This is a genomic window from Clostridium sp. 'deep sea' (assembly GCF_014931565.1).
Classification (GTDB): Bacteria; Bacillota; UBA994; order PWPR01; family PWPR01.
Window position 1 is genome coordinate 1,836,064 of record NZ_CP063353.1, and the last position, 21,403, is coordinate 1,857,466.

A 21,403-nucleotide genomic window follows, 5' to 3' on the forward strand; every position below is an offset into this window, starting at 1 on the left:
TATTTTAATAAACCTATGAGTTCAAGTTAAGATTATATACAGAAAAATAGTAACGATTATTTTTCAACTCTAGTGTAAGCAAATGGTCTTGTTTAATAAATAATCGCTTTGCATCTCGGTTAACTTTTAAGATATGTTTTTGCTCAAAACTTGGGTAATCATACACATAAATAATGTCACTATAAGCAATAGTATATATATCGTTGTTATAAGCATTAAAAGCCATATCAACAAATGTAAAACTTAGTTTACCAACATAACTCAATGACGAGTCAAAAATGACTCCCCAACTATTAAACACAAATGCACCATCTGGCCCTGTTACTAACTTAGAAGTTATGCTAACATTTCCCTGGTTATTATATTTTTGATATTGCAGTATTTGGCCATTCAATAAAGAGTAATAGCCCATTTCACGTTGAGAAGTCTCTATTCTTGTAACATATAATTTATTCTCTACTTGATTAACTTCAATGTTACTCTTTTGGTATACGTTTGCTTTTGATATCAAAGACTTAGTAGTTGGTGAGTAGCTATGAATATTTGTCCACTGACCTGAGCCAGATGATACATAGATATATCCTTGTTTATCTACAGCTATATCAAAAGGGTCAATACTTACACTTAAACTATCTGCTACGGTAAAAGTATTGGGATTTATAATGAGTACTGTACCTGTTTGATCCTCTTGCCACCAAGTATGGCTATGTGGTTGATGTGCTAAAGCAACATATAACTGACCATTGGCAAATGTTAAAGCCTCTGGCATATATGATAGGGGCATTTTGGATATTTTGTTAGTTTCATAGTTAATTTCATATAGCAACTTATTTCCTTTATCAGCGGCATATATAAGTGGTTTTGTAGGGTTAAATGCAATATCTATGGGTTCAAAATCCAACATGGTTTCGTAGGTTGATGTTAGTTGTTTAGTATTGGGTGGTACATCATTATTACCATCATCATCTTCTTTTACTTCGGGTAGTGTTACTAAGGCAATATCATTTAAGTTTTTACCCTGATATGATGTTAACCAATACTCAAGATATTGTGAAGGAATTGCGAAGTTTAGCTCACTATTTTCATAACCAAAAGATATAACCCCAATTACCTCTCCGTACATATTAAACAAAGCTCCACCAGAACTTCCTGGAGCTATAGGAGCTGTAAACTGAACTATACTAACACCATCGCGGCTATGAACATTACTAATAATTCCTTGAGAGATTGAATTTGTTAGTCCTTTTGGACTGCTTATAGTTATAATTGAGTCACCCTTAGTGATATTAGCAAGACCACCTATAGATAACATAGGAATATCAGTAGCTTGGTGTGACTTCAATAAAGCTAAATCTAAACCCTCTGCATAAGCAACAGCACCCTCAGCAGTATACTCATTACCAGAGCTATCTACAATTTTATAGCTTTCACATTCTTGTAGTACATGAAGACAGGTAGCAAAAAGACCAGGAGCAACTGCAAAACCACTACCCTGAATTAAAGCCTGACCATTTTTATCATAACCAATTACAGTTACTACACTCTGCTCATTTTCAGCAATCTCTTGTAGCGATAACTCTTTTTTAATGTAATTAGGGAATTTTCCTTGTTTAAACCAATTGCAAATTTCATTAATTACCATAGTATCATTATTAATATTAAAGATAGGTGTGTCACTTATAACAATTAACCTTTTGTAGTAAAATACATGATTTCCAAAGGCCTCTGAAATTGCTCTAAGTGGAACATAAGTGCGACCATTTAAGATAATTGGAGCTACATCTAAGGTTACTTTGGTATTGTTAACACTTATCTGCATATCATTAATACGTAAACTAATTTGTGTTTTATTAAATTTCATTGATACTGTTTGAGTACTACTGTTCCAAGCTACATAAGCCCCTAATTTTTCTGATACAAAGCGTACAGGTACAAGAGTACGATTATTGCTAATTATAGGTTTAGTACTACTCACAGTAGTATCAACAGGTACAGCAGTGTTCTCTACTAGTGCTTGCGTACTTCCAACATATAATGCTATTGAGCCATACAGCTTTTCATATGCTGAGTTAACAACCTCATTATTTGCATTAGCTATAATAACACCATAATTGAATAGGTTTGTTAAAATAAGCAATACCGCCAAAAATAACAGCGATGTTCGTTTAAATCTTTTCATTGTAGCACCCCTCTATTAATACTAAATACCATAGCTCGTTGCGAACTTTATCAATAAAATGCTTTTATGTATTTTACATATAATTAGCAATATTCTTATAAATAACCTTAATAAAACTGTTATATATGACTATCCATTAAAATACTACGCCACTTAATTACACTTATTTTTACATAAAGCAATTTTATATATTAATTATACTACTTTTAGTAGCATTAGAGCATTTAATATAATTATTAATTTATTCCAGTTATTACTTTATGATGTTATGTTGGTATTGAGATTGCTCTTTTTAAAAGTGAAAAACCTGTTAGCATTAATCTACTAACAGGTTTATATATCTATTAAGATTTTAGCAACTTAATTTTTTACTAAGACACTTTCAACATTGTAACTGTATTACTTCTACTTCGTAATTACTATCTTATTGGTAGCTGGCAAGTATTTAACCTCTGCTCCTAAAGTTTCACTAACAAAGCGTAGTGGCACATAGGTTCTTTCATCTACTATTTCAGCAGGGCTATCAATTTTTGTATTTACGTTATCTACTACAACTATATCTGAGTCTATTTTAAGAGTTATTTCTTTGCCATTATTGGTAATATACACTTCACGTAGTTCACTATTCCATTCTACTTTTGCTCCTAAGGTTTCGGAAATAAAGCGAACTGGCACTAAAGTTCTGTTTGTTATTTCTTTTATAAACGGTGCAGCTTTTAGCTTAATTTCTTTACCATCTACTAAAACTGTTGTATTCCCAATTGTTAATTCAATTTTAGTTTTGGTTTCTTTTACAACCTCTTCTTCTGCTGGTTTATAAACTATAAAGGTACTAAATTTATTTACTGTAAACTCTAAGTAAGTATTACCTTGTTTATCAGTAACAATAGTTGGAGTTATTTCTGCTAGTGTTCCATCACTGTGTTTTACTTTTATTTTTAGCTCTGCTGGATTAACATCTTTAGGAGCTCTAAACTTAAGTTTGGTTTTACCACTAAAGTTAGTATTTATTTCTTTTACTGCATATACTGTGTCTTTTTCGTTTAGATATTTTTGGGCTTTTGTTGCAGATACTTCACTAATTTCTAAGCTCAAATTTTGCTTAGCTGCACTAAGTGACTGCAACAATGCCTTAGGCAACTCTATGAAATCGCCCTGAGCATCTTTTATGTTAAGACCAACGGCTGCTACTTGTTTTACCTGATAAAAAGTAAGCCTCAATTTTTTTACTTCTTTAGTCTCTTCAGTTGTTTCTTTATTAGCTATATCTACTAATACAGGTTTTTGCTCTTTTTTTGCGGCTCTTACTGAGCCTAATAATACTGATTGTTTAATAGTAATATCTACTGTTACTATTTCTCCTTGTTCTGTTTTTTGCTTTGTTAGTTTTTGATTTTGCTCTTCATTGTTAATTATATAATCATAATTAACATCTTTTTCATCATCATTATCAGGCTGTTTTGGCTCACGTTCTCTGATTATCTCTCTTGTTTCTGTAGCAGTATATCCAGCATTATCTTTAGCAATAATGGTGATAATGTTAAGACCCATATTAAGGTTAGCTGTATATGTTCCATTTTTATTTGCAACTATGTTAGTATTGCCTATTTTAACAGTTACAACTGGGTTTTTATCTAAATTATCTGTAGCTATTGCAGTAAAGATTTTACTGCTTGCATAAGTTGTACCACTTGTTAAGTTTGTAGTAATTGTTGGTGGTGTAGTGTCTATTAAAGATGTCTCAGTCACGCTTACTACCCAATCTTGCGATGTTCCATCTTCGGCGGTTACAGTGTAGGTTACAGCATTACTAAAGTCTAAAGCTACTTCACTTGCGGGTATAACTGTTGCTTTAGCTGATACTGCTATTGTTGGTACTAAACTTGTTAAATCTGTTCCGTTTACTACTTCTACTTTTACGGTATTGTTAACTTTATTTATTGTAGCTACTGCTGTTTGTTCATTAAGGCTAAAGCTTATTATGTCGTTTTCGCTACTTTGTACTAGTGATTCCTCTGTTACTGTTACTTTCCACTCTTGCGATGTTCCATCTTCAGCAGTTACTGTGTAGATTACAGCATTACTAAAGTCTTGAGCTACTCCACTTGCTGGAACAACTGTTGCTCTTGATGACACATATATTATTGGTACTAAACTCGTTAGGTCTGTTCCAATTGTTACCTCTACGTTTACTGTATGTGCTCCTTTATTTATGGTAGCTTCTGCTACTTGTTTATTGACAGTAAAGCTTATTATGTCGTTTTCGCTACTTTGTACTAGTGGTGTTGTAATAATTACTTTCGCTACCTTACTATTTACTTTTACTACCCTATTTCCGTTTACATTGTTATTAGTATTAGTTACCTCACAATAATAGTAACTTGTTCCTGCACTATTTGTATTAACGGTATAGGCTGCTTTTGTTGCTGATAATGCCTGTGGATTTGTTTTATTAACATCATCTGCTTTATACCACTTGTACGTAACTGTTCCACCATCATCTACTTTTGATGTAGCATTTAAGACAATTACATCTCCTACCTGCGCAACTTTATTGGTTAGGTTGTTTGTTATTACTGGTGTTTGGGCATTTATTATAGGTGTTGTTGTTGTAATAATCACTTTTACTACCTTACTATCTACTTTTACTACCTTTTTTCCGTTTACACTGTTATTAGTATTAGTTACCTCACAGTAATAGTAGCTTGTTTCTGCAACGCTTGTATTTAGAGTATAGATTGCTGTTGTTTCGGGTAATGCCTGTGGATTTGTTTTATTAACATCATCTACTTTATACCACTTATACGTAACTGCTCCACCATCACTTACAGTTGCTGTAGCATTTAAGGAAATTACATCTCCTACCTGTGCTACTTTATTGGTTAGGTTGTTTGTTATTACTGGTGTTTGGGCATTTATTATAGGTTCAGAACATACACTTATGTTAATTTCAACATTATCAATACTATCTGTTAAACCATCGTTAGCCTTAATAACTATTTTAACCAGCTTACTAACTTGTTCAGCTTTTGGTGTGTAGCTTAAAGCACTTCCATTTATATCTACATCAGATGAAATATTTAAAGATTCATCTAATGCCGAAACAACTGAATATGTTAGTTTATCGTTATTAAACTCCTCAAACCAATTTACCATATTTGCAGTATATGGAACTGCTTCTTTATTATTTAATGCTGGAGTTGCATATCCACTTTGAATTTTTTCACCATTTTTTACAATTGGAGCTTTGTTAATAATTGCATTACCTATTCCGTTTTGAATAGGCAAACCTTGATTAAGATTAACTAATGAACTCCATTCACTAAGCTCTAATGTTTTATCTGCATTCATTAACCCTAAAGCATTTTTTGTGAGAGTTAAGGCAAATGAAGCATTTTTCATTTCATTAATACTCATTTCAGTTGTATTACTATTGCCATTACCTACACCATTAGCTGTGCTTGGGCTATTCCAGTAGCAATTTAGTGTATTGTTTTCATTAGTACCTACCGAACCAATAAATCCACCTGCATTACTCAATAAAGTACTGGTGCTTACCACAGACCCTACCGAATAACAATTTGATATTTTTGAGTTTGCGTAAGATATTCCAGCAAATCCACCTGAGTAATTATTTTCTCCACTTCCTGTTACATTAACTATAGCATAGCTATTATTAATAGAGTTATTTGCTGTAGCAAATCCTATTAAACCACCTAATACACTATAATGACTTGCTTTACTGCTTATACCTTCTATTAAACCTGTTGCATAACAATTAGCTATTTTTACATCTTCTAAAAATCCTACTAGACCTCCAACATGAAGATGACTAGTTGTGCAGTTTGCATATATTGCAATATTGTCTACCCCAACATTATTAATAATTGCCCCATCGGCATAACCAAAAAGACCAGCATTCAAAAAGCTAATAGGGGTTTGTTTTGAACCTATTTTTAGGTTACTTACCACCTTACCATTTCCATTAAATGAGCCTTTAAAGCTATTTCCGGCATGCAGTCCAATTGGTATCCACTCTTTATTCAATAAATCAATATCATTTGTTAGTTCATAATGTAAACTCGCACAAGTGGCATTGCAATTATTAACAAGCTCTGCAAAATACATAAGCTGTTCAGCAGTAGCAATTTGGTATGGGTCAAATTCGGTCCCATTTCCTCCTGCAAACATAGTAAAATCTGGTGTTCTGTCAATTGTTTTTACCTCAGTTGCAATGTTTCCTGCATCATCTTCTGCTGTAATAGTTATTGTATTTGTGCCAAGAGCTAGGTTTACTGAATAAATACCACCACCATTTGGCGTAATAATATTTTTGCCTAGCTTTACAGTTATAGTTGGTGTATTATCTAAATTATCTGTTGCTGTTACTGTAAATTGCTTGCTAACATTGTTAGTAGATTCACTATTTAAATTTGTATCAACAACTGGTAGAGTTTTATCAATTGTTAGTTTAATTACTCCTAATCCTGACCAGCTTGCCTCAAATTTGCTATTCAATGGATTAAAGAAATAATCTAGACCAGCCTCCTGTACATAAAGCGTATGAGTTCCTTCTGGTAAATCTGTTGAGGGTGTATACTCTGGGCTTAGAACCTCAAGTTTTGGCACTGGAAATATAGTTATTTTATAAGTATACTCCCAAGCATTATTATTTAATTTATAACGATATATTCCACTACCCCTATTACTACGTGATTCCCAACTCCAAGTTGGTTTTGTATTTTTTGTTGGTGATTTCAATATCCCCATAGGAGAGTAAAATGCATTTGTATCTACTTTGTTTTCTTCATCTAAAACAAGACAGGGTTCTAGATAAATAACAGGTCTTACATTATAATAATCATCAACAACAGTATCATTAATGCAAAATGGGGTGCCGTCTTTTTTAGCCACGAATGCCCAATAATCAGCATCAGAAGCTGCTGTTATTAACCACCAATAATATTGCCATTCATAAGGTCTTGTATCCTCAAGGGCTATGTGACTTTTATATTTTTCGCAGTCACTAATAGTGAGTAGTCCTACTTTATCGGTAACGTGTCTTTTTTGATTCTCATAGGTAATTTTTCCATTATATGTGTAATCTTTATAGCTGGCTCTAGTACAATCCCATGTTTTTACTTGAATTACATTTTGGTTTTTTTCTCCTAAGCTATTTATAAATTCACCGTTTAAATATGCTCTTATAGTACTATTAGCATAATTGTTTTTATCCAAATATTTATTATGCCATTGTTTACTAGAGTCTTCTGAGGCTAATATTATCATACCTTTTGCAGGATCAAGCAATATCCATTCTTTACCCCCAAATTTAACTATATCTCCGGCATTTTTATCTTTTAGAGCTGTATAAGTCTTGGGGGTGCAAACCTGTTGTGTATAAACGCTATTTACAGCATCACCAACATCACCATTATTTGCTGCAGGAATTACTTCAAATTTAAGGTATTTACCAACATCTATATCAGTTAATTTATATGCTATAGCTGTTGCACCAGCTATTTTCACTTCATTTGTTCCACTACTGTCGTTGGCACGATACCACTGATAAGTTGAACCTTGCTCTGCATCATTATTTAAATCATGATAATTATAATGCCCTAATAGTATTTTATCAGTTTGTTTTAAACCATCTATAAATACACTGGTTACAAAAGGTTTAGTGTTAATTTCAATTTTAGTGTTATTTAAACCGTTTATCATCGGATAGTTATTATTTTTATTTGATACAAATCTCCATAATTTTAGTAATTCTGCATCATTAGCTTTTATCCAATTAAGAGCGTTTTGATTTAATAAATCTACAAATGAAATTTGCTTCATACTAGCTGAAGTTTTTTTTGTTGTGTTATCTGCACCAGTACCAACACCTTTTCTGTTTTCATCAGTTCTAATTACACTACCTACATTCTGAACTGCTTCATTATTGTAGTAACAATTTACCACTGTTCCTCCATGATTATATCCAATAATACCCCCTACTGAAGCAGTATTATTTCTAACACCTATTATGTCAACCGTAGTGTAACAGTTGTTAATTGTAGTACTTGACAAAACATAACCAACAAGTCCCCCTAAATAATTATGGGTTAAACCATTACCTGTTACACTGCCTAAAGCATAACAGTTTACTACACGTGTATTATTTTGACTTACACCAATTAAAGCACCGCTATATGTTTTAGAACCATTACATGTTAGACTAGCTGAGGCATAACTATTTTTGACTAATACATTGTTATTAGCATAGCCTATAAGACCTCCAACAACATTATAGTTGCTTCCTTCTGCATCACACTTTGCCAGACCATTTACATAACAACTTGTAATAACTGATCCATCTTTTGCATGAGCCGATATGCCCCCTATGACAACGCCATTTTTGGTAGAGTTTATTAAAACATTTTCTACTGTCACATTTTCTATAACCGCATTATTTAAACAGCCAAACAAACCACATACTGGTTGATTTGAGTTTAAATTTGTAGGTACACCAATAGTCATATACGATACTACCTTATTACCACCATTAAATTTACCCTTAAAGCTATTAGCACCAGTACCTATAGGTGTCCATTCTTTATATCCTAGTTTAATATTATTTATTAATAGGTAATGTTTATCAGCGTATGTTGAGTTAGTTGTACTATTGTTTATTAATTGAGCTAAATAAGCAAGCTGAGATGCCGAAGCTATTTGATATGGATTACTCTCTGAACCATCACCCCCAGCAAACTCGGTGGATATTGTTTGATTCCAGACATCACAACCCAATACTTTTAAGGTAAAAGCACTTTTTACAGCAGTACCCATATCACCATTTGATATGGGAGTTACTTCAAATGAAACATATTTACCTATATCGTCATCTGTTAAAGTATATTCTTTATCAGTAGCATTAGGGATAACTACCATATCGGTACCACTTTTATTGCTTGAGCGGTACCACAGATAACTTCTATCTACAACGTCTCCTTCAAGATCAAGATAATTATAAGTACCTGTAAGTTTCTCCCCAACATGGGCAACACCATCTATAGCTACTTTTCCAACATAGGGTTTAGTGTTTGATATACTCTTTATGTTATCAACACCATTAAGCATTGGGTAGTCACCATTTTCATCTGTGACAAATTTCCACAACTCCAGAGATAAATCATTATTGTCTACCATCCAGCTAAATGCGTTACTGTTCAACCCTTCAACAAAAGAGTCTTTTTTCATATTTTCTGCTAGTATCTTTGTTATTCCATCTCCACCAGTACCTATGCCTTTTTTATTACTTACTTCTCTTTCTATGCCCCCAATTTTTTGTAATGCATCAATATTAAAATAACAGTTTTCTATGGTACTTAAGTCATTACGCCCTACAACTCCACCAACTAAAGCAGTATCATTACCATTTGTTATATCACCTGTGGCATAACAATTATTAACTGTTATATTTGTTTTAATCCACCCAGCAACTCCACCTAAGTAATTTTTGTTGCCACCACCGTTAGTTATATTACCTAATGCATAGCAGTTTATTACTAAGCTATCTTTTTCAATAAACCCTATAAGCCCACCACCATATGTTATAGCTTTAGTACAGGTTATATCACCTGAGGCAAAACTATTTTTAACTGTTGTATTTGAAAAGATCGCTCCAATAAGTCCTGCCGAGTAATTTAAAACTGTACCCTCACTAGCTACATTACCAAATGCATAACAATTAGTTATAATTGTATTGTTAGCAGTAGATCCAACTAAACCACCAACAACAGCTGCATCACCTTTACATGAAACATCAACTGATGCATAACTATCCTTTATAGTGACATTTTCACTTGTTGCACCTACCAGTCCACCTACCGTATTCCACTTGGCAGTTGCTTCTTTTCTACTAGCCACACCAGTTGCATAACAATTAGTAATATTTGTGGAGTTTTTAGCATGTGCTGCAAGCCCACCCACAACAACCTCGTCTTTGGCCGAGCAAATAACAATATCTTTTAAACCAATATTTTCTATAGTTGCACCGCTCAAATAACCAAATAAGCCAAGTGCAGATAAAGATAAGTTAGGTGTAATAGAGGTACCAATAGTAAGGTTTACAATATGGTTTCCATTGCCCTTTAAAGTCCCTTTAAAACTATTAATATCGCTATTTCCAATAGGTGTAAAGTCACAGAAATCTCCTATTTTTATATTATCAATTAACTCATAGTGCATATTTGCATATGCTTCGTTTTTAGAATCTTTAGCGCCAGAATTAACTAAGTTCGCTAAATAGGCAAGCTCATTAGCTGAAGAAATCTGGTATGGTTTATTTTCAGTACCTTCTCCACCTGCAAATGCAGTAGCTATTGAACCATCCCAATTGTCAGCAGATAGTATTTTTGGGGAACAGCTACTTTTTAATGTTTTTTCACTGCTATTAACCTCAAAGTAAATATAAAAATCTACATCATTATTTGTTAAAAGATATGTTTTTTCATTAGCATCTATAATTTCTGTAGCATTATTGCCACTTGAATCTGTAGCGCGATACCATTTATAAACTAATACATCTTCTTCTATATCACCCTCTACATCGTAATACAAATATGTTGCAGTTAGAGTTCGCCCAGCAAGGCGATCACCAGTTATGCAAGCACTAAATCTCATAGGTGCAATGTTATTGCTTACCTCATTGCCAATACCATTAAGCATTGGATAACCATCATTGCTGCCAGAAACAAATTTCCATTTTTTTAGTAAGGCATTACTTAAGCTTTTAACATTATCATTTAAGTTTTTAATTAGCGATACTGAATTTTTCATTTCAGTAGGTGATATAAAAATGGTATCATCTTTGCCATATCCCAAATGATCTATTCGCTTAAATTCGCCATTCCAATAGCTATTGATTACCTTACTATTATCACTTGGCCAGATTTTACCCACAAAACCACTAAAACAATAAGCAGTATTACACGATACACTACCTGCGGCATAACAATTAGTTAGTGTTGAACCAGATTGAATAATACCTGTTAAGCCACCAATATAACCTGGTTGGCTACCACCTGCTGCTTGAATTGCATGACTATTAACCAATGAGTAACTATTTAAAATTGAAGTATTAGCTAATGCATATCCTACTAAGCCACCCACTGCATTATAACAATTTACTGCTGCAGCTGCCGTTATACTGCCTGTTGTATAACAATTTGTAATATTACCTCCCACTGACCATGCTACAAGTCCACCTGCTATATTGTGACCACTAATACTCGTGTTAACATAAATATTGTTAAGCCCAATATTTTTAATAGTAGCATTGTTTATATATCCAAAAAGCCCAGCATAATTGTGGTTTGTGTTAGGGCTTTGTGCAGAGCCAATAGTAAGATTTGAAATTAGCTTACAATCTCCATTAAAAGTACCATTAAAGCTGTTAACATCACTAATGCCAATAACAATCCATTCAGTACCTGTTAAGTCAATATCACTTGTTAGCAAGTAATTAAGACTTGCATATTTCTCACTATTATTTGTAGCATCTAGCTCACCTGAGTTTACAAGCTGAGCTAAATAGGCAAGCTGACTTGCTGTAGCAATTTGGTATGGGTCTGATTCTATTCCACTTCCACCCTCAAAGGAAGTAGCAATTGTACCATCCCATACGCTAGTAGCAGATGCCTGCAAAGTTGTTTGTGGCATAAATGCAACTATTACTAATAGCATTAAGGCTACTGAAATTATTCTTTTATACTTATTTTTATTCAATTTATGTTCTCTCCTTAAAAGTATTTTTAAGTAATATGGTTTGATATAAACTTTACGCTATACCGCTTTAAAATTTGGTAGTTGCCCTTCAGTAGCAATACAATATATTAAACCCTCAGATGACTTATCTAATAAGTTTGGTAACCTAAAAAAATGTTCACCCTCTTTACCAAACTTAGTACCAATAAGCATATAAAGCTTAGGGTATTTACTAATGTGTAAAGCTTGCCCTTCGCATTTCAACCAACCCTCAGGTACTTCATCATAAGCAAACAATTTTATCTCTCCCATTAGTTGATTCACCCTAATACCCCCCTCCTTGTGCTAAATTAACCATTACTTTATGCTTCTCAGTATACAAATTTTATTTTTTACTCACATGTGCCAAAAGTTATATTTTTTAAAATTTTCTTGTGAAATTTAGGAGGTTTGTTATTTTTATTGTCTGTTTTTTGCAGTTATAAATATAGTAAAGTAGCATACACAATGAAGGGTTTATTAAAAAATAAAAAAAGCTTCTCTCCAGTTCTCTTAAATCAAGAGTACCAGATAGAAGTTTGGATTTTTAACACTATAAATAAGTGTATGTATCTCATAATAGATTATTTTAATTATGTACCTATTTTCTAACTTACTTTAATGCAAATTTCAATATTGCTAGGCCCCATAAATGTAAAGGATAAAAAACATAAAATAAATATTTGCTAAATTTATTTTTAACTCCTCTTTCTCCGTTATATAGTAAGATAAATGGTATTACAGTTATACATAAAAAATTACATCTATACATTAACATTTTTATTGTTTTTTCAAGTGTTTCATAAGTTGTATATTCCATAAAAAATAAAAGTGTAAACAATACTGAATATCCTATTATTACTTTTTTCTTATGACCCCTAAAGAAATAGGTTATTAGTATAAATGGAATCATAATTATTCCACCTTCAACAAATTTGCTCAATGGTATAATAGCAATAGCCAAACCTAAATATGCCCATTTTTTATTTCCTTGGCTATTTTTGTTAAGCTCAAATAAATTAATTATGGTAAGTCCTAATGCTAATGTCATAAATATATTATTATGAACACTAACGCTTTTTGAAACAAAGGCATTATTTATAACAATATTTCCTACATGCATTACTATAGCCCATACAAATAATCTAATATTATACTTTAGTTTATTTCTTGTATGAAATAAACCCTCTACCATCAAAAATGCAAATAATGGTGCCACAAACCTTGATAATGCATGAAACCACTGTGGAAATATATTTGGAAAAGCTGTGTACATATGATCCATTAACATAACTATTAGTGCAATTACTTTAAGTTGAAAGGCATTCATTTTTTTCACTTAATCATCTCCTCTAGTTACACTTTTTATTAATTCTATCATTTAAAAAGCCCTTAAAATCGATATTTTTACTCTTTTCTTTAATTGTACCTTACAATATTTTAATTTTAAATATACTTTTACTGCTATTAATTGTTAACACAATTTGCTCAAAAACATTTCTAGATTTCTTTTTACCACATTCAAAAGTTTAAACCAATTACTGATTTTATAGTTAGACTTAAAGAACATATTATCTATTACAATCAATAATCAATGCATTATTTTAAAGAAAAAAATGACCCCTGCTGAATACAGGAATCATCTATTTAACAATTAAATATTTATAGTTCAAGTTTTTGGGTTCACTGCACCACTCGTAAAACCTTATTTTAACACAAACTTAAGTAAAGCTAAGCCCCATAAATGTAAGGGATAAAAAACATAAAATAAATATTTACTAAATTTATTTTTAACTCCTCTTTCTCCGTTATATAGTAAGATAAATGGTATTACAGTTATAAATAAAAAATCACAATTAAACATTAATACATCTATCGTCATTTTAAGTGTTTCACAAGGCGTGTAATGCATAACAAATAAAAGAGCAAACAATAAAACATATCCTATTAGGGCTTTTTTCTTATTTTGTCTAAAGAAATAGGTTATTAGAATAAATGGAATTATACTTATTCCACCTTCAACAAAAATACCTAATGGTATAAGAACAATAGCTAAAACTGAATATACCCACTTTTTATTACCTTGGCTCTTTTTGCTAAGTTCAAATAAATTAAGTATTGTAAGTCCTAATGCTAATGTCATAAATATATTATTGTGAACACTTACACCTTTTGAAACAAAAGCATTATTAATAATAATATTTCCGACATGCATAAACACAGCCCACGTAAATAATCTAATATTATACTTTAGTTTATTTCTTGTATGGAATAAACCCTCTACCATCAAAAATGCAAATAATGGTGCCACAAACCTTGATAATGGATGGAACCACTGGGGGAATATATTTGGAAAAGCAAAGTACAGATGATCCATTAACATAACTATTAACGCAACAACTTTAAGTTGAAACGCATTTATTTTTTTCATTTCACTATCTCCTCTAGTGCGTTACTTAAAATAATATTATCAATAAAAAGAGTCAAAAACCGTTATTTTTTATTACGTTTTTCTTAAACTTTTGTAAATGTGACTTACAATTCAAATAAACAACGACCCCATCATATAGATAGAGTCGTTGATTTTAGGTGAGTTCTAAACGCTTATAATAAATCACCATACTTTTATTTATGATACCGTTATTACTAAGTATTAAGTAATTTATTCCTTTGTAACCAAGTAGTATTTTAGATCTGTTACACCAGCTTGCTCTACGTAAACTGCTAGTACCCAGTCTCCGTTAGCTACTTCTGTGCCATCACTAATTGTGCCGTCCCAGATAAACTCATGGTAAGGAGCTGCGGCATTTGTATAACTTCCAATCATATCTACGTAGTCACCAATAGCACCATTTGCTGCATCGTACTCAAATAAATAATAGCTTATTGCTTCAGCACCACCAGGTAAATAAGCGCCTACTTCATAACCATCATCTACTTTTTCCATGTATGCACCAGTTATTCGTGGATAGTCAGGCTCACCTACAAATAAAATTGTAGGAACATTTACGGTTTCACCACTCTCACTATCGGTTACATTAATAGATCCTTCGTAATATCCGGGTGTTAACTGTGAAGCATCAACAATAACTTTAAACGAAACTATGTTAAAGAATCCAGGTAAAACATACTTATGTCTTGGTATTCTTACATCAATTCCACTAGGATTTCCATCAAAACTCACATCAAATGTGTATTTTTTCATTGAGTCAGTAAGATTTTTTATGAGGAATCTTTGTCGTTTCATTTCTATGCCTTGAGTGTTAACAAACTTACCAAATGAATGACTACCCGGTGAGATTAAAATATTGGTTTCAAGGGCATCAACAATTCTCATACTTCCAGCACCTTGAGTATTATGTGGATAATCGTTTCCATTTTCATCAACCATGTCTGCGGCAGTATTCATTAAGGCTGCCTTTACATCCCAAGGTGTCCAGAATGGATTTGCCTGTAATAAGATAGCACTAGCACCAGCGATGTGAGGAGAAGACATACTTGTTCCTTGTAGCGATGCATATGAATTATCTGGGAAGGTACTTACAATGTCTACCCCTGGAGCTGATAAATCAGGTTTTATCATCCAAGTACCTGCTACAGGTCCTCTAGATGAAAAGTCTGCAACTATCTCTCCTAGTGTTTCTACATAATTAATATTGAATGTAACTTGATTGTTACCATTCTCTAATTCTGTTAGCATTTTTTGGCCATCTTCTTGAGTTAACTTAATTGATGGAATAGCCATACCAGGTATTTCATAAGGAATTTCGCCAGCGCTGTGATTATAAATTATAGTTGCAATAGCACCAGCAGCTTTAGCATTAGCGGCTTTATCTACAAATGCATAAGAACCTCTACTTATTAAGGCAACTTTACCAGTTACATCAATACCAGTAAAATCATCTACGCCACCTAAACCAGCATCTACAAACTCATAAGTGTTACCATTTAAGGCCTCAATCTCATCAGTTAAGCGATATCCTAAAACTTTAGCGCTATCATAAGTTACGGAATCGGTTGTAAAAATAGCTGAACTATAAATATCGTATGGTAATTGAGTAGCACCTGCAGAGATAGCTCTTCTTGAGGTACCTGGTGATCCAACTGTCCAGTTAGCTGGTCCAGCGTTACCATTAGATGTTACAGCTACAACACCCAAATACATAGCCCAATCTAAAGCAATGCTTGTTGGCCAATCTGGATAATTTAAGCTATTTCCTAATGAAAGATTCATAACATCAGCGCCATCAATTATTGCTAATTCAATAGCTGCAACTATATCTTCGGTTGTACCACCATGTTCACCCAATACTCGGTAACATAATAGATTAGCATCTGGAGCAATACCTTTAATAACTCCATTAGCAGCTATAGTTCCAGATACATGAGTTCCGTGGTGTTGTTTTTCTCCATTATAAGTTCCCTCTTGGGGATCAAAATCGTCATCTACAAAGTCATAACCTTTATAACTTCCAAAGGCATGAGCTAAATCAGGATGGGTATAATCTACACCTGTATCAATAACAGCTACAGTTACTCCTTCTCCTGTATAGCCTAAATCCCATGCATCATTGGCACCTACAAAAGGTCCACTATTAACCATATCTGGTGTAAATACTTCTTGATTAAGAATAGTAGCATCTCCAACTTGAGTTTTAGTATAAGTTAAGTTAGGATAAACAGCTTTTACTCCAGGAACAGTTAACATCTTTAATACTTCATTTGCAGGAAGTTTTATAGAGAACCCAGAGAATACATGCTCGTACTGTCTTTTAATTTGTGATCCTCTAGTTTTACCTAATACTTCATTCATGGCACTATTACGTACTTGTGATAACATATTTACATCTTTGCTTAGTCCCTTAAACTGTGCCTCAGCCTTAGATACTTCTTTTAATTCTACTATTACTGTAATTAAATCTTGTGATGATAAATCTATATCCCCATATATTTTAGCTGGCTGTTCAGAGAAAATACTAACTGTATCTTCGGGTGTGGCAAATGCCCCTAATGTAAGTGTAGAAAAAACAAAAACTAAGGTTAACGTTAAAATCATTAATCTTTTAATCTGCTTGTTCATTAAAGTACCCCCTTATTTTTAATTGTTATCCGCAAAATAGTAAAACACTTAACTGCTAACAACATAAACCTCCTCTCATTTATTGTTTTGCAATATATAATTGCATTCAATGGAATATATTACACATTTATAGACAAAAACCCTTTTATTTTTCGGATATTTTACATTATTTTTATATTTATTTACAATTTATAGAAAAATTGAATAGGTTCACTTTGGCAATAAAGATTTATTTTGGACTAGTGAGAGCTAAACAGAACATAATTAAAGAAGGAACTTTTTGAATAGATAAATCAAAGTGGGGGTGTAGTACACATTCAGGTGGAGCTAATTAGGCAGCCTTTTTGGTGAGAGAATAGTTGCTTATATTTATCTTTCATTAAGAATGATGAGTTATGGTGAGAACTTTTCAAGTTAATAGTTTAATTAACATTAAAGACACAATCATTACTGATTGTGTCTCTTTTAGTTTATAAGGATAAAAGTAATCATAAATTATGCTCTCAGCGTCTACACCTCAACAATTTTCACAGCCTGCTTTTCGAAAAAAACAGTTAGCTTTTCTCCAATTTCATATTTTTTATTGCTTAATTTGTTTAGTCTATCCATAATCAGTATATCGTTACCTACGCTTAAAGTATAACGTACTATATTTCCCATATTCTCGACCCACTTCACCTTAACTTCAATCCCATTGTGCTGAGTAGGATAAATCTCCTCAGGGCGAATTAGGCACAGAAACTCATCGCTAGCAGTATTAATTTCTACCTGTAAGTCTAGCACCTTTATTATACAGCTGTTTTTAGACCTCTTAACTATTTGGGGTTTAACTAAATTTGATTCTCCAATAAAGTTTGATACAAACGAATTAACTGGGTGATGATATATCTCATTAGAGCTACCTAGTTGCTCTATTACACCGCTATTCATTACTGCTATTTTATTGGCAATAGCTAAGGCTTCTTTCTGATCATGCGTTACATAAATGCTGGTGATATTAAGCTCGCTTTGAATTCTCTTTATTTCCTGCCGCATATTAACCCGAGTTTTTCATCTAGATTACTTAATGGCTCATCAAACACAAGATATCTGGTTCTAACACAAGGGCTCTTGCTAATGCTACTCTTTGCTGTTGTCCGCCACTTAATTCAAATATCTGCCTATTCAGTAGCCCCTTTAGCTCAATAATATCTGCAATTTGCTGTAATTTTTGATTTATTACCTTTTTACTCAAATCTTTATTTTTAAGTCCGTAGGCAATATTCTCTGCTACATTTAAATGCGGAAAAAGTGCATAAGACTGAAATACTAAAGCCGTATTTCGCTTTTGTGGGGGAAGGTTAGTAATATCTTTGCCATTAATAAGAATACGTCCTGAATCGGGTTTAGCCAAGCCAGCAATAATTCTCAGCAGTGTAGTTTTACCACAGCCAGAGGGCCCTAAAAGAGCTAGTAAATCACCCTGGTTAACCTCCAGAGATACATTGTTAACAGCATTAATGTTATTATACTTTTTTATTATGTTTTTTATCTCAACCATCATTTTTGAACCACCTTTTAAGTGCTTTAAAATTAAATACTAAATAGAAAATACCCAAAAATGTTAAACTAGTTAATGACAAAATCACTCCCATTGCTGCTGCAACCCCAATTTCTGAGCTGGTAATTCTCTGAAAAATCTGTTGAACAGCCACCTTATTACTTGGTAGCAGCAAAAAAATGATTGCTCCTAATGTTGTCATTGTTGATGTAAAATTTTTGAAAAAAGCCGTTGTAAAAGCTGGACTAACTAGGGGCAAGGACACTCGCAGAAAAGTTTTTGATTCTGATACTCCTAGGTTATACGAGGCCTCCTCTAAATGTGGATTGAGGTGTTCTAGTAAAGCAAAACCTGCCTTTAGTCCTATATTTAAGTACCTTGCAATACATATAATATAGACAATGACTCCTGTTCCTAACAATATTAAGGGCTTAACTCCAATTAATATATACCTACCAACCCCAAATAAAGGGTGTTTAAAAGTCAGCAAATAGCCAATCCCAAACAATATTCCTGGAACAGCTGCTGGTATTGTTGCAATTAAATCAATTAGTTTTTTTAACCGAACTGTTTTAGTTTTTATAATGTAAGCCAGCAAAACTCCTATAAATGATGAGGTAATAGCAATCGTTATTGCCAGCTTTAAGCTGTTAAAAAGAGGAGTGATATCTTCGGACAAGGCCTTGGCAAAATGTGCTGTAGTTAAGGTATAATTGTAACCCCATTGCTTAGTAATAGCTCCAATCACAATAAAGGCATACTTAGCTACTACAAAGCTTAAAAACAACACTGTTATAATAATAAAAATTCTACGTGTTAGAGGGTTTAACTGTTTAAACTCAATATCACTATTATAATTTTTTTCACTATAGTATTTTTTCTTTTTTACAAAACACCTGTGTAGAAAAAAAACAAGTAGACAAGGAATTAACAGAATAAGACCCGATAACGAAGCCATATTCAAGTCATACAAACCCGTTATTTGTATGTATAAATATGATGATAGGGTTTGATAGTTTCCTCCAATAATTAATGGTGTAGTAAAATCTGCCATAGAGGACAAGAAGATTAACAATGCCGTGCTTGTGATTTCTGGAATCATTAAAGGTAGAGTTATTTCCTTAAGTACCTGTCCTGGTGAGGCACCTAAATTTAAGGCAGCCTGCTCCAGAGAGGTGTCTGTTCTACCTAGCGAACTGCTAATTAGTAAATATGCAAATGATGTTAACCCTAAAACCTGTAACAGTAGTATACCCGTATAGCCATAGGGGCTCCTTGTTAACCCTAAAAGATCATGAGAGATTAACCCTCTTTTACCAAACAGCATAATGAAGGATAAACTGCCCACAAAGGGTGGATTGATTAAAGGTATTAGGGAAACCACCTTTAAGAAATTTCTACCTTTAAAACTGATTCGTCTTAAGGTAAAGGCAATGACTGTTCCAAGAGCTGTTACAACCATAGTAACTGGAATTGACAGCTTTAGGCTCCTATACAAGTGTTTAAAAATAGAGCTCCATTGTTTGCTACTTAGCTCAAAGCCACTTCCAATACTTGAAGTAACTACACTAATGATAGGGAGAAAAGCGAAGTATACTACAAAAAGTGCAATTACAAAATATAGTACCTTAAATACGCTAAAATGTTTAATGAGTCTATTCATAATTAATCAATCCTTTAATGGAGCAAAGGGGCTGTAAAAAAAGGTTCTAAACCTCTATTTTACAAGGCCCCAATACTATCTATTCCACTTTTGATGACCATGTTTCTAAAATTGAATCTCTGTTTTCAGCTCCAGCTTTAAAATCAGCAGGAAATAGTTCGATTTCATTGATATCAACAATACCTTCAGGTATATCTACATCAGTTCTTGCAACTGCAGCATATCTCTTTTCAGTAATTACTTGCATGCCTCGCTTAGACATGATCCAATCAATAAAGACCTTTGCTTCAGCTAAATTATCTGTACCAGCTACAATTGCTACGGGCTGTGGCCACCACCCAGTGCCGTCTTTAGGGTAAACAACTTTAATATGATCATATTCTTTTTCAATTTCAAAATCACCATTACTAGCATTAATGCCTACAATAGCTTCTCCGTTAATAACTAAATTTTTAGGGTCGCTTCCTCTTGCTGTAAAGAACGGCACCTGATCAATTAACTTATCTAGATATTCCCAACCTTTTTCTTCACCTTTAGTTTGTAAAATAGCTGTTACTACATTATAAGCTGTACCTGATGATGTAGGGTTAGGCATTGATACCTCATCCTTAAGCTTCTCTTGAAGTAAATCATCCCATGTAGAAGGCATTTCTAAGTTTTTCTCCTCTATTAACTGTTTGTTTACAATCCAATTAACCAGTGTAAGAGATGTACCGTGCCAATATCCCTCTTCATCTTTCATATTTTCCTCTAAGTTTTCAGCCTGAGGTGTAACGTATTTTTCTAGTAAGCCATTATCTGCGGCGTTAATAAAAGTATCTGCTCCGCCAGTAAACCAAAGATCAGCTATATTAACTCCAGACTGCTTTTCATTACCAAGGCGTTGTAGTATTTCTCCATTTTTCATTGTTAAATGCTCAACCACAATCCCTGTGTCCTCTTCAAACACATCTAAAATTGGTCTAACTTTGTCTGTTACACCATATAGACTTAGAGTTGTGCCTTTCATGTCTGGTGAATAGTGCTCAGTCTCAAACTTGAGCTGGATATCTGCATTACTGACATCGTCACCGCTTGCATCTTTAGTACATGCTGTAACTGTGAATATAGTTAAAACTACTAATAATAAAACTGCAAATTTTTTCATAT

Annotated in this window: 10 protein-coding genes; all 10 read right to left on the reverse strand. The window is 33.1% G+C overall.

The features are described 5' to 3' along the window. Positions 1–13: 13 nt before the first annotated feature. Positions 14–2,179, reverse strand: a complete 2,166-nt coding sequence (locus tag IMX26_RS08555) for a stalk domain-containing protein (protein WP_195161252.1) — start codon at positions 2,177–2,179, stop codon at positions 14–16. A 405-nt stretch (positions 2,180–2,584) separates the two neighbouring features. Further along, complete coding sequence (locus tag IMX26_RS08560) at positions 2,585–11,953, reverse strand: stalk domain-containing protein (protein ID WP_195161253.1); 9,369 nt, start codon at positions 11,951–11,953, stop codon at positions 2,585–2,587. Between the two features lie 57 nt (positions 11,954–12,010). Continuing rightward, entirely contained in the window at positions 12,011–12,256 is a 246-nt protein-coding gene (locus IMX26_RS08565) for a phage tail protein (protein ID WP_195161254.1), read from the reverse strand. A gap of 328 nt (positions 12,257–12,584) precedes the next feature. After that, a complete protein-coding gene (locus IMX26_RS08570) occupies positions 12,585–13,301 on the reverse strand; it encodes a TraX family protein (protein WP_243259351.1) in 717 nt (238 codons plus the stop codon). 375 nt (positions 13,302–13,676) lie between these two features. After that, complete coding sequence (locus IMX26_RS08575) at positions 13,677–14,402, reverse strand: TraX family protein (RefSeq protein WP_195161256.1); 726 nt, start codon at positions 14,400–14,402, stop codon at positions 13,677–13,679. Positions 14,403–14,633: 231 nt separating this feature from the next. After that, entirely contained in the window at positions 14,634–17,051 is a 2,418-nt protein-coding gene (locus IMX26_RS08580; protein ID WP_195161257.1) for a S8 family serine peptidase, read from the reverse strand. A 510-nt stretch (positions 17,052–17,561) separates the two neighbouring features. Further along, entirely contained in the window at positions 17,562–18,086 is a 525-nt protein-coding gene (locus IMX26_RS08585; protein WP_195161258.1) for a TOBE domain-containing protein, read from the reverse strand. Positions 18,087–18,114: 28 nt separating this feature from the next. Beyond that, positions 18,115–18,594: an ABC transporter ATP-binding protein gene (locus IMX26_RS08590; protein WP_195161259.1), complete on the reverse strand. Its 480-nt coding sequence runs from the start codon at positions 18,592–18,594 to the stop codon at positions 18,115–18,117. Continuing rightward, the gene (locus tag IMX26_RS08595; RefSeq protein ID WP_195161260.1) at positions 18,584–20,254 is read right to left on the reverse strand and encodes an iron ABC transporter permease; all 1,671 of its coding nucleotides are present in this window, start codon (positions 20,252–20,254) and stop codon (positions 18,584–18,586) included. Before IMX26_RS08595 ends, IMX26_RS08590 begins: the two co-directional genes overlap by 11 nt. Positions 20,255–20,333: 79 nt before the next feature. Then, positions 20,334–21,401 carry an ABC transporter substrate-binding protein gene (locus IMX26_RS08600; protein WP_195161261.1) on the reverse strand — a complete coding sequence of 356 codons (1,068 nt, stop codon included), beginning with the start codon at positions 21,399–21,401 and terminating at the stop codon, positions 20,334–20,336. Between the last annotated feature and the right edge of the window lie 2 nt (positions 21,402–21,403).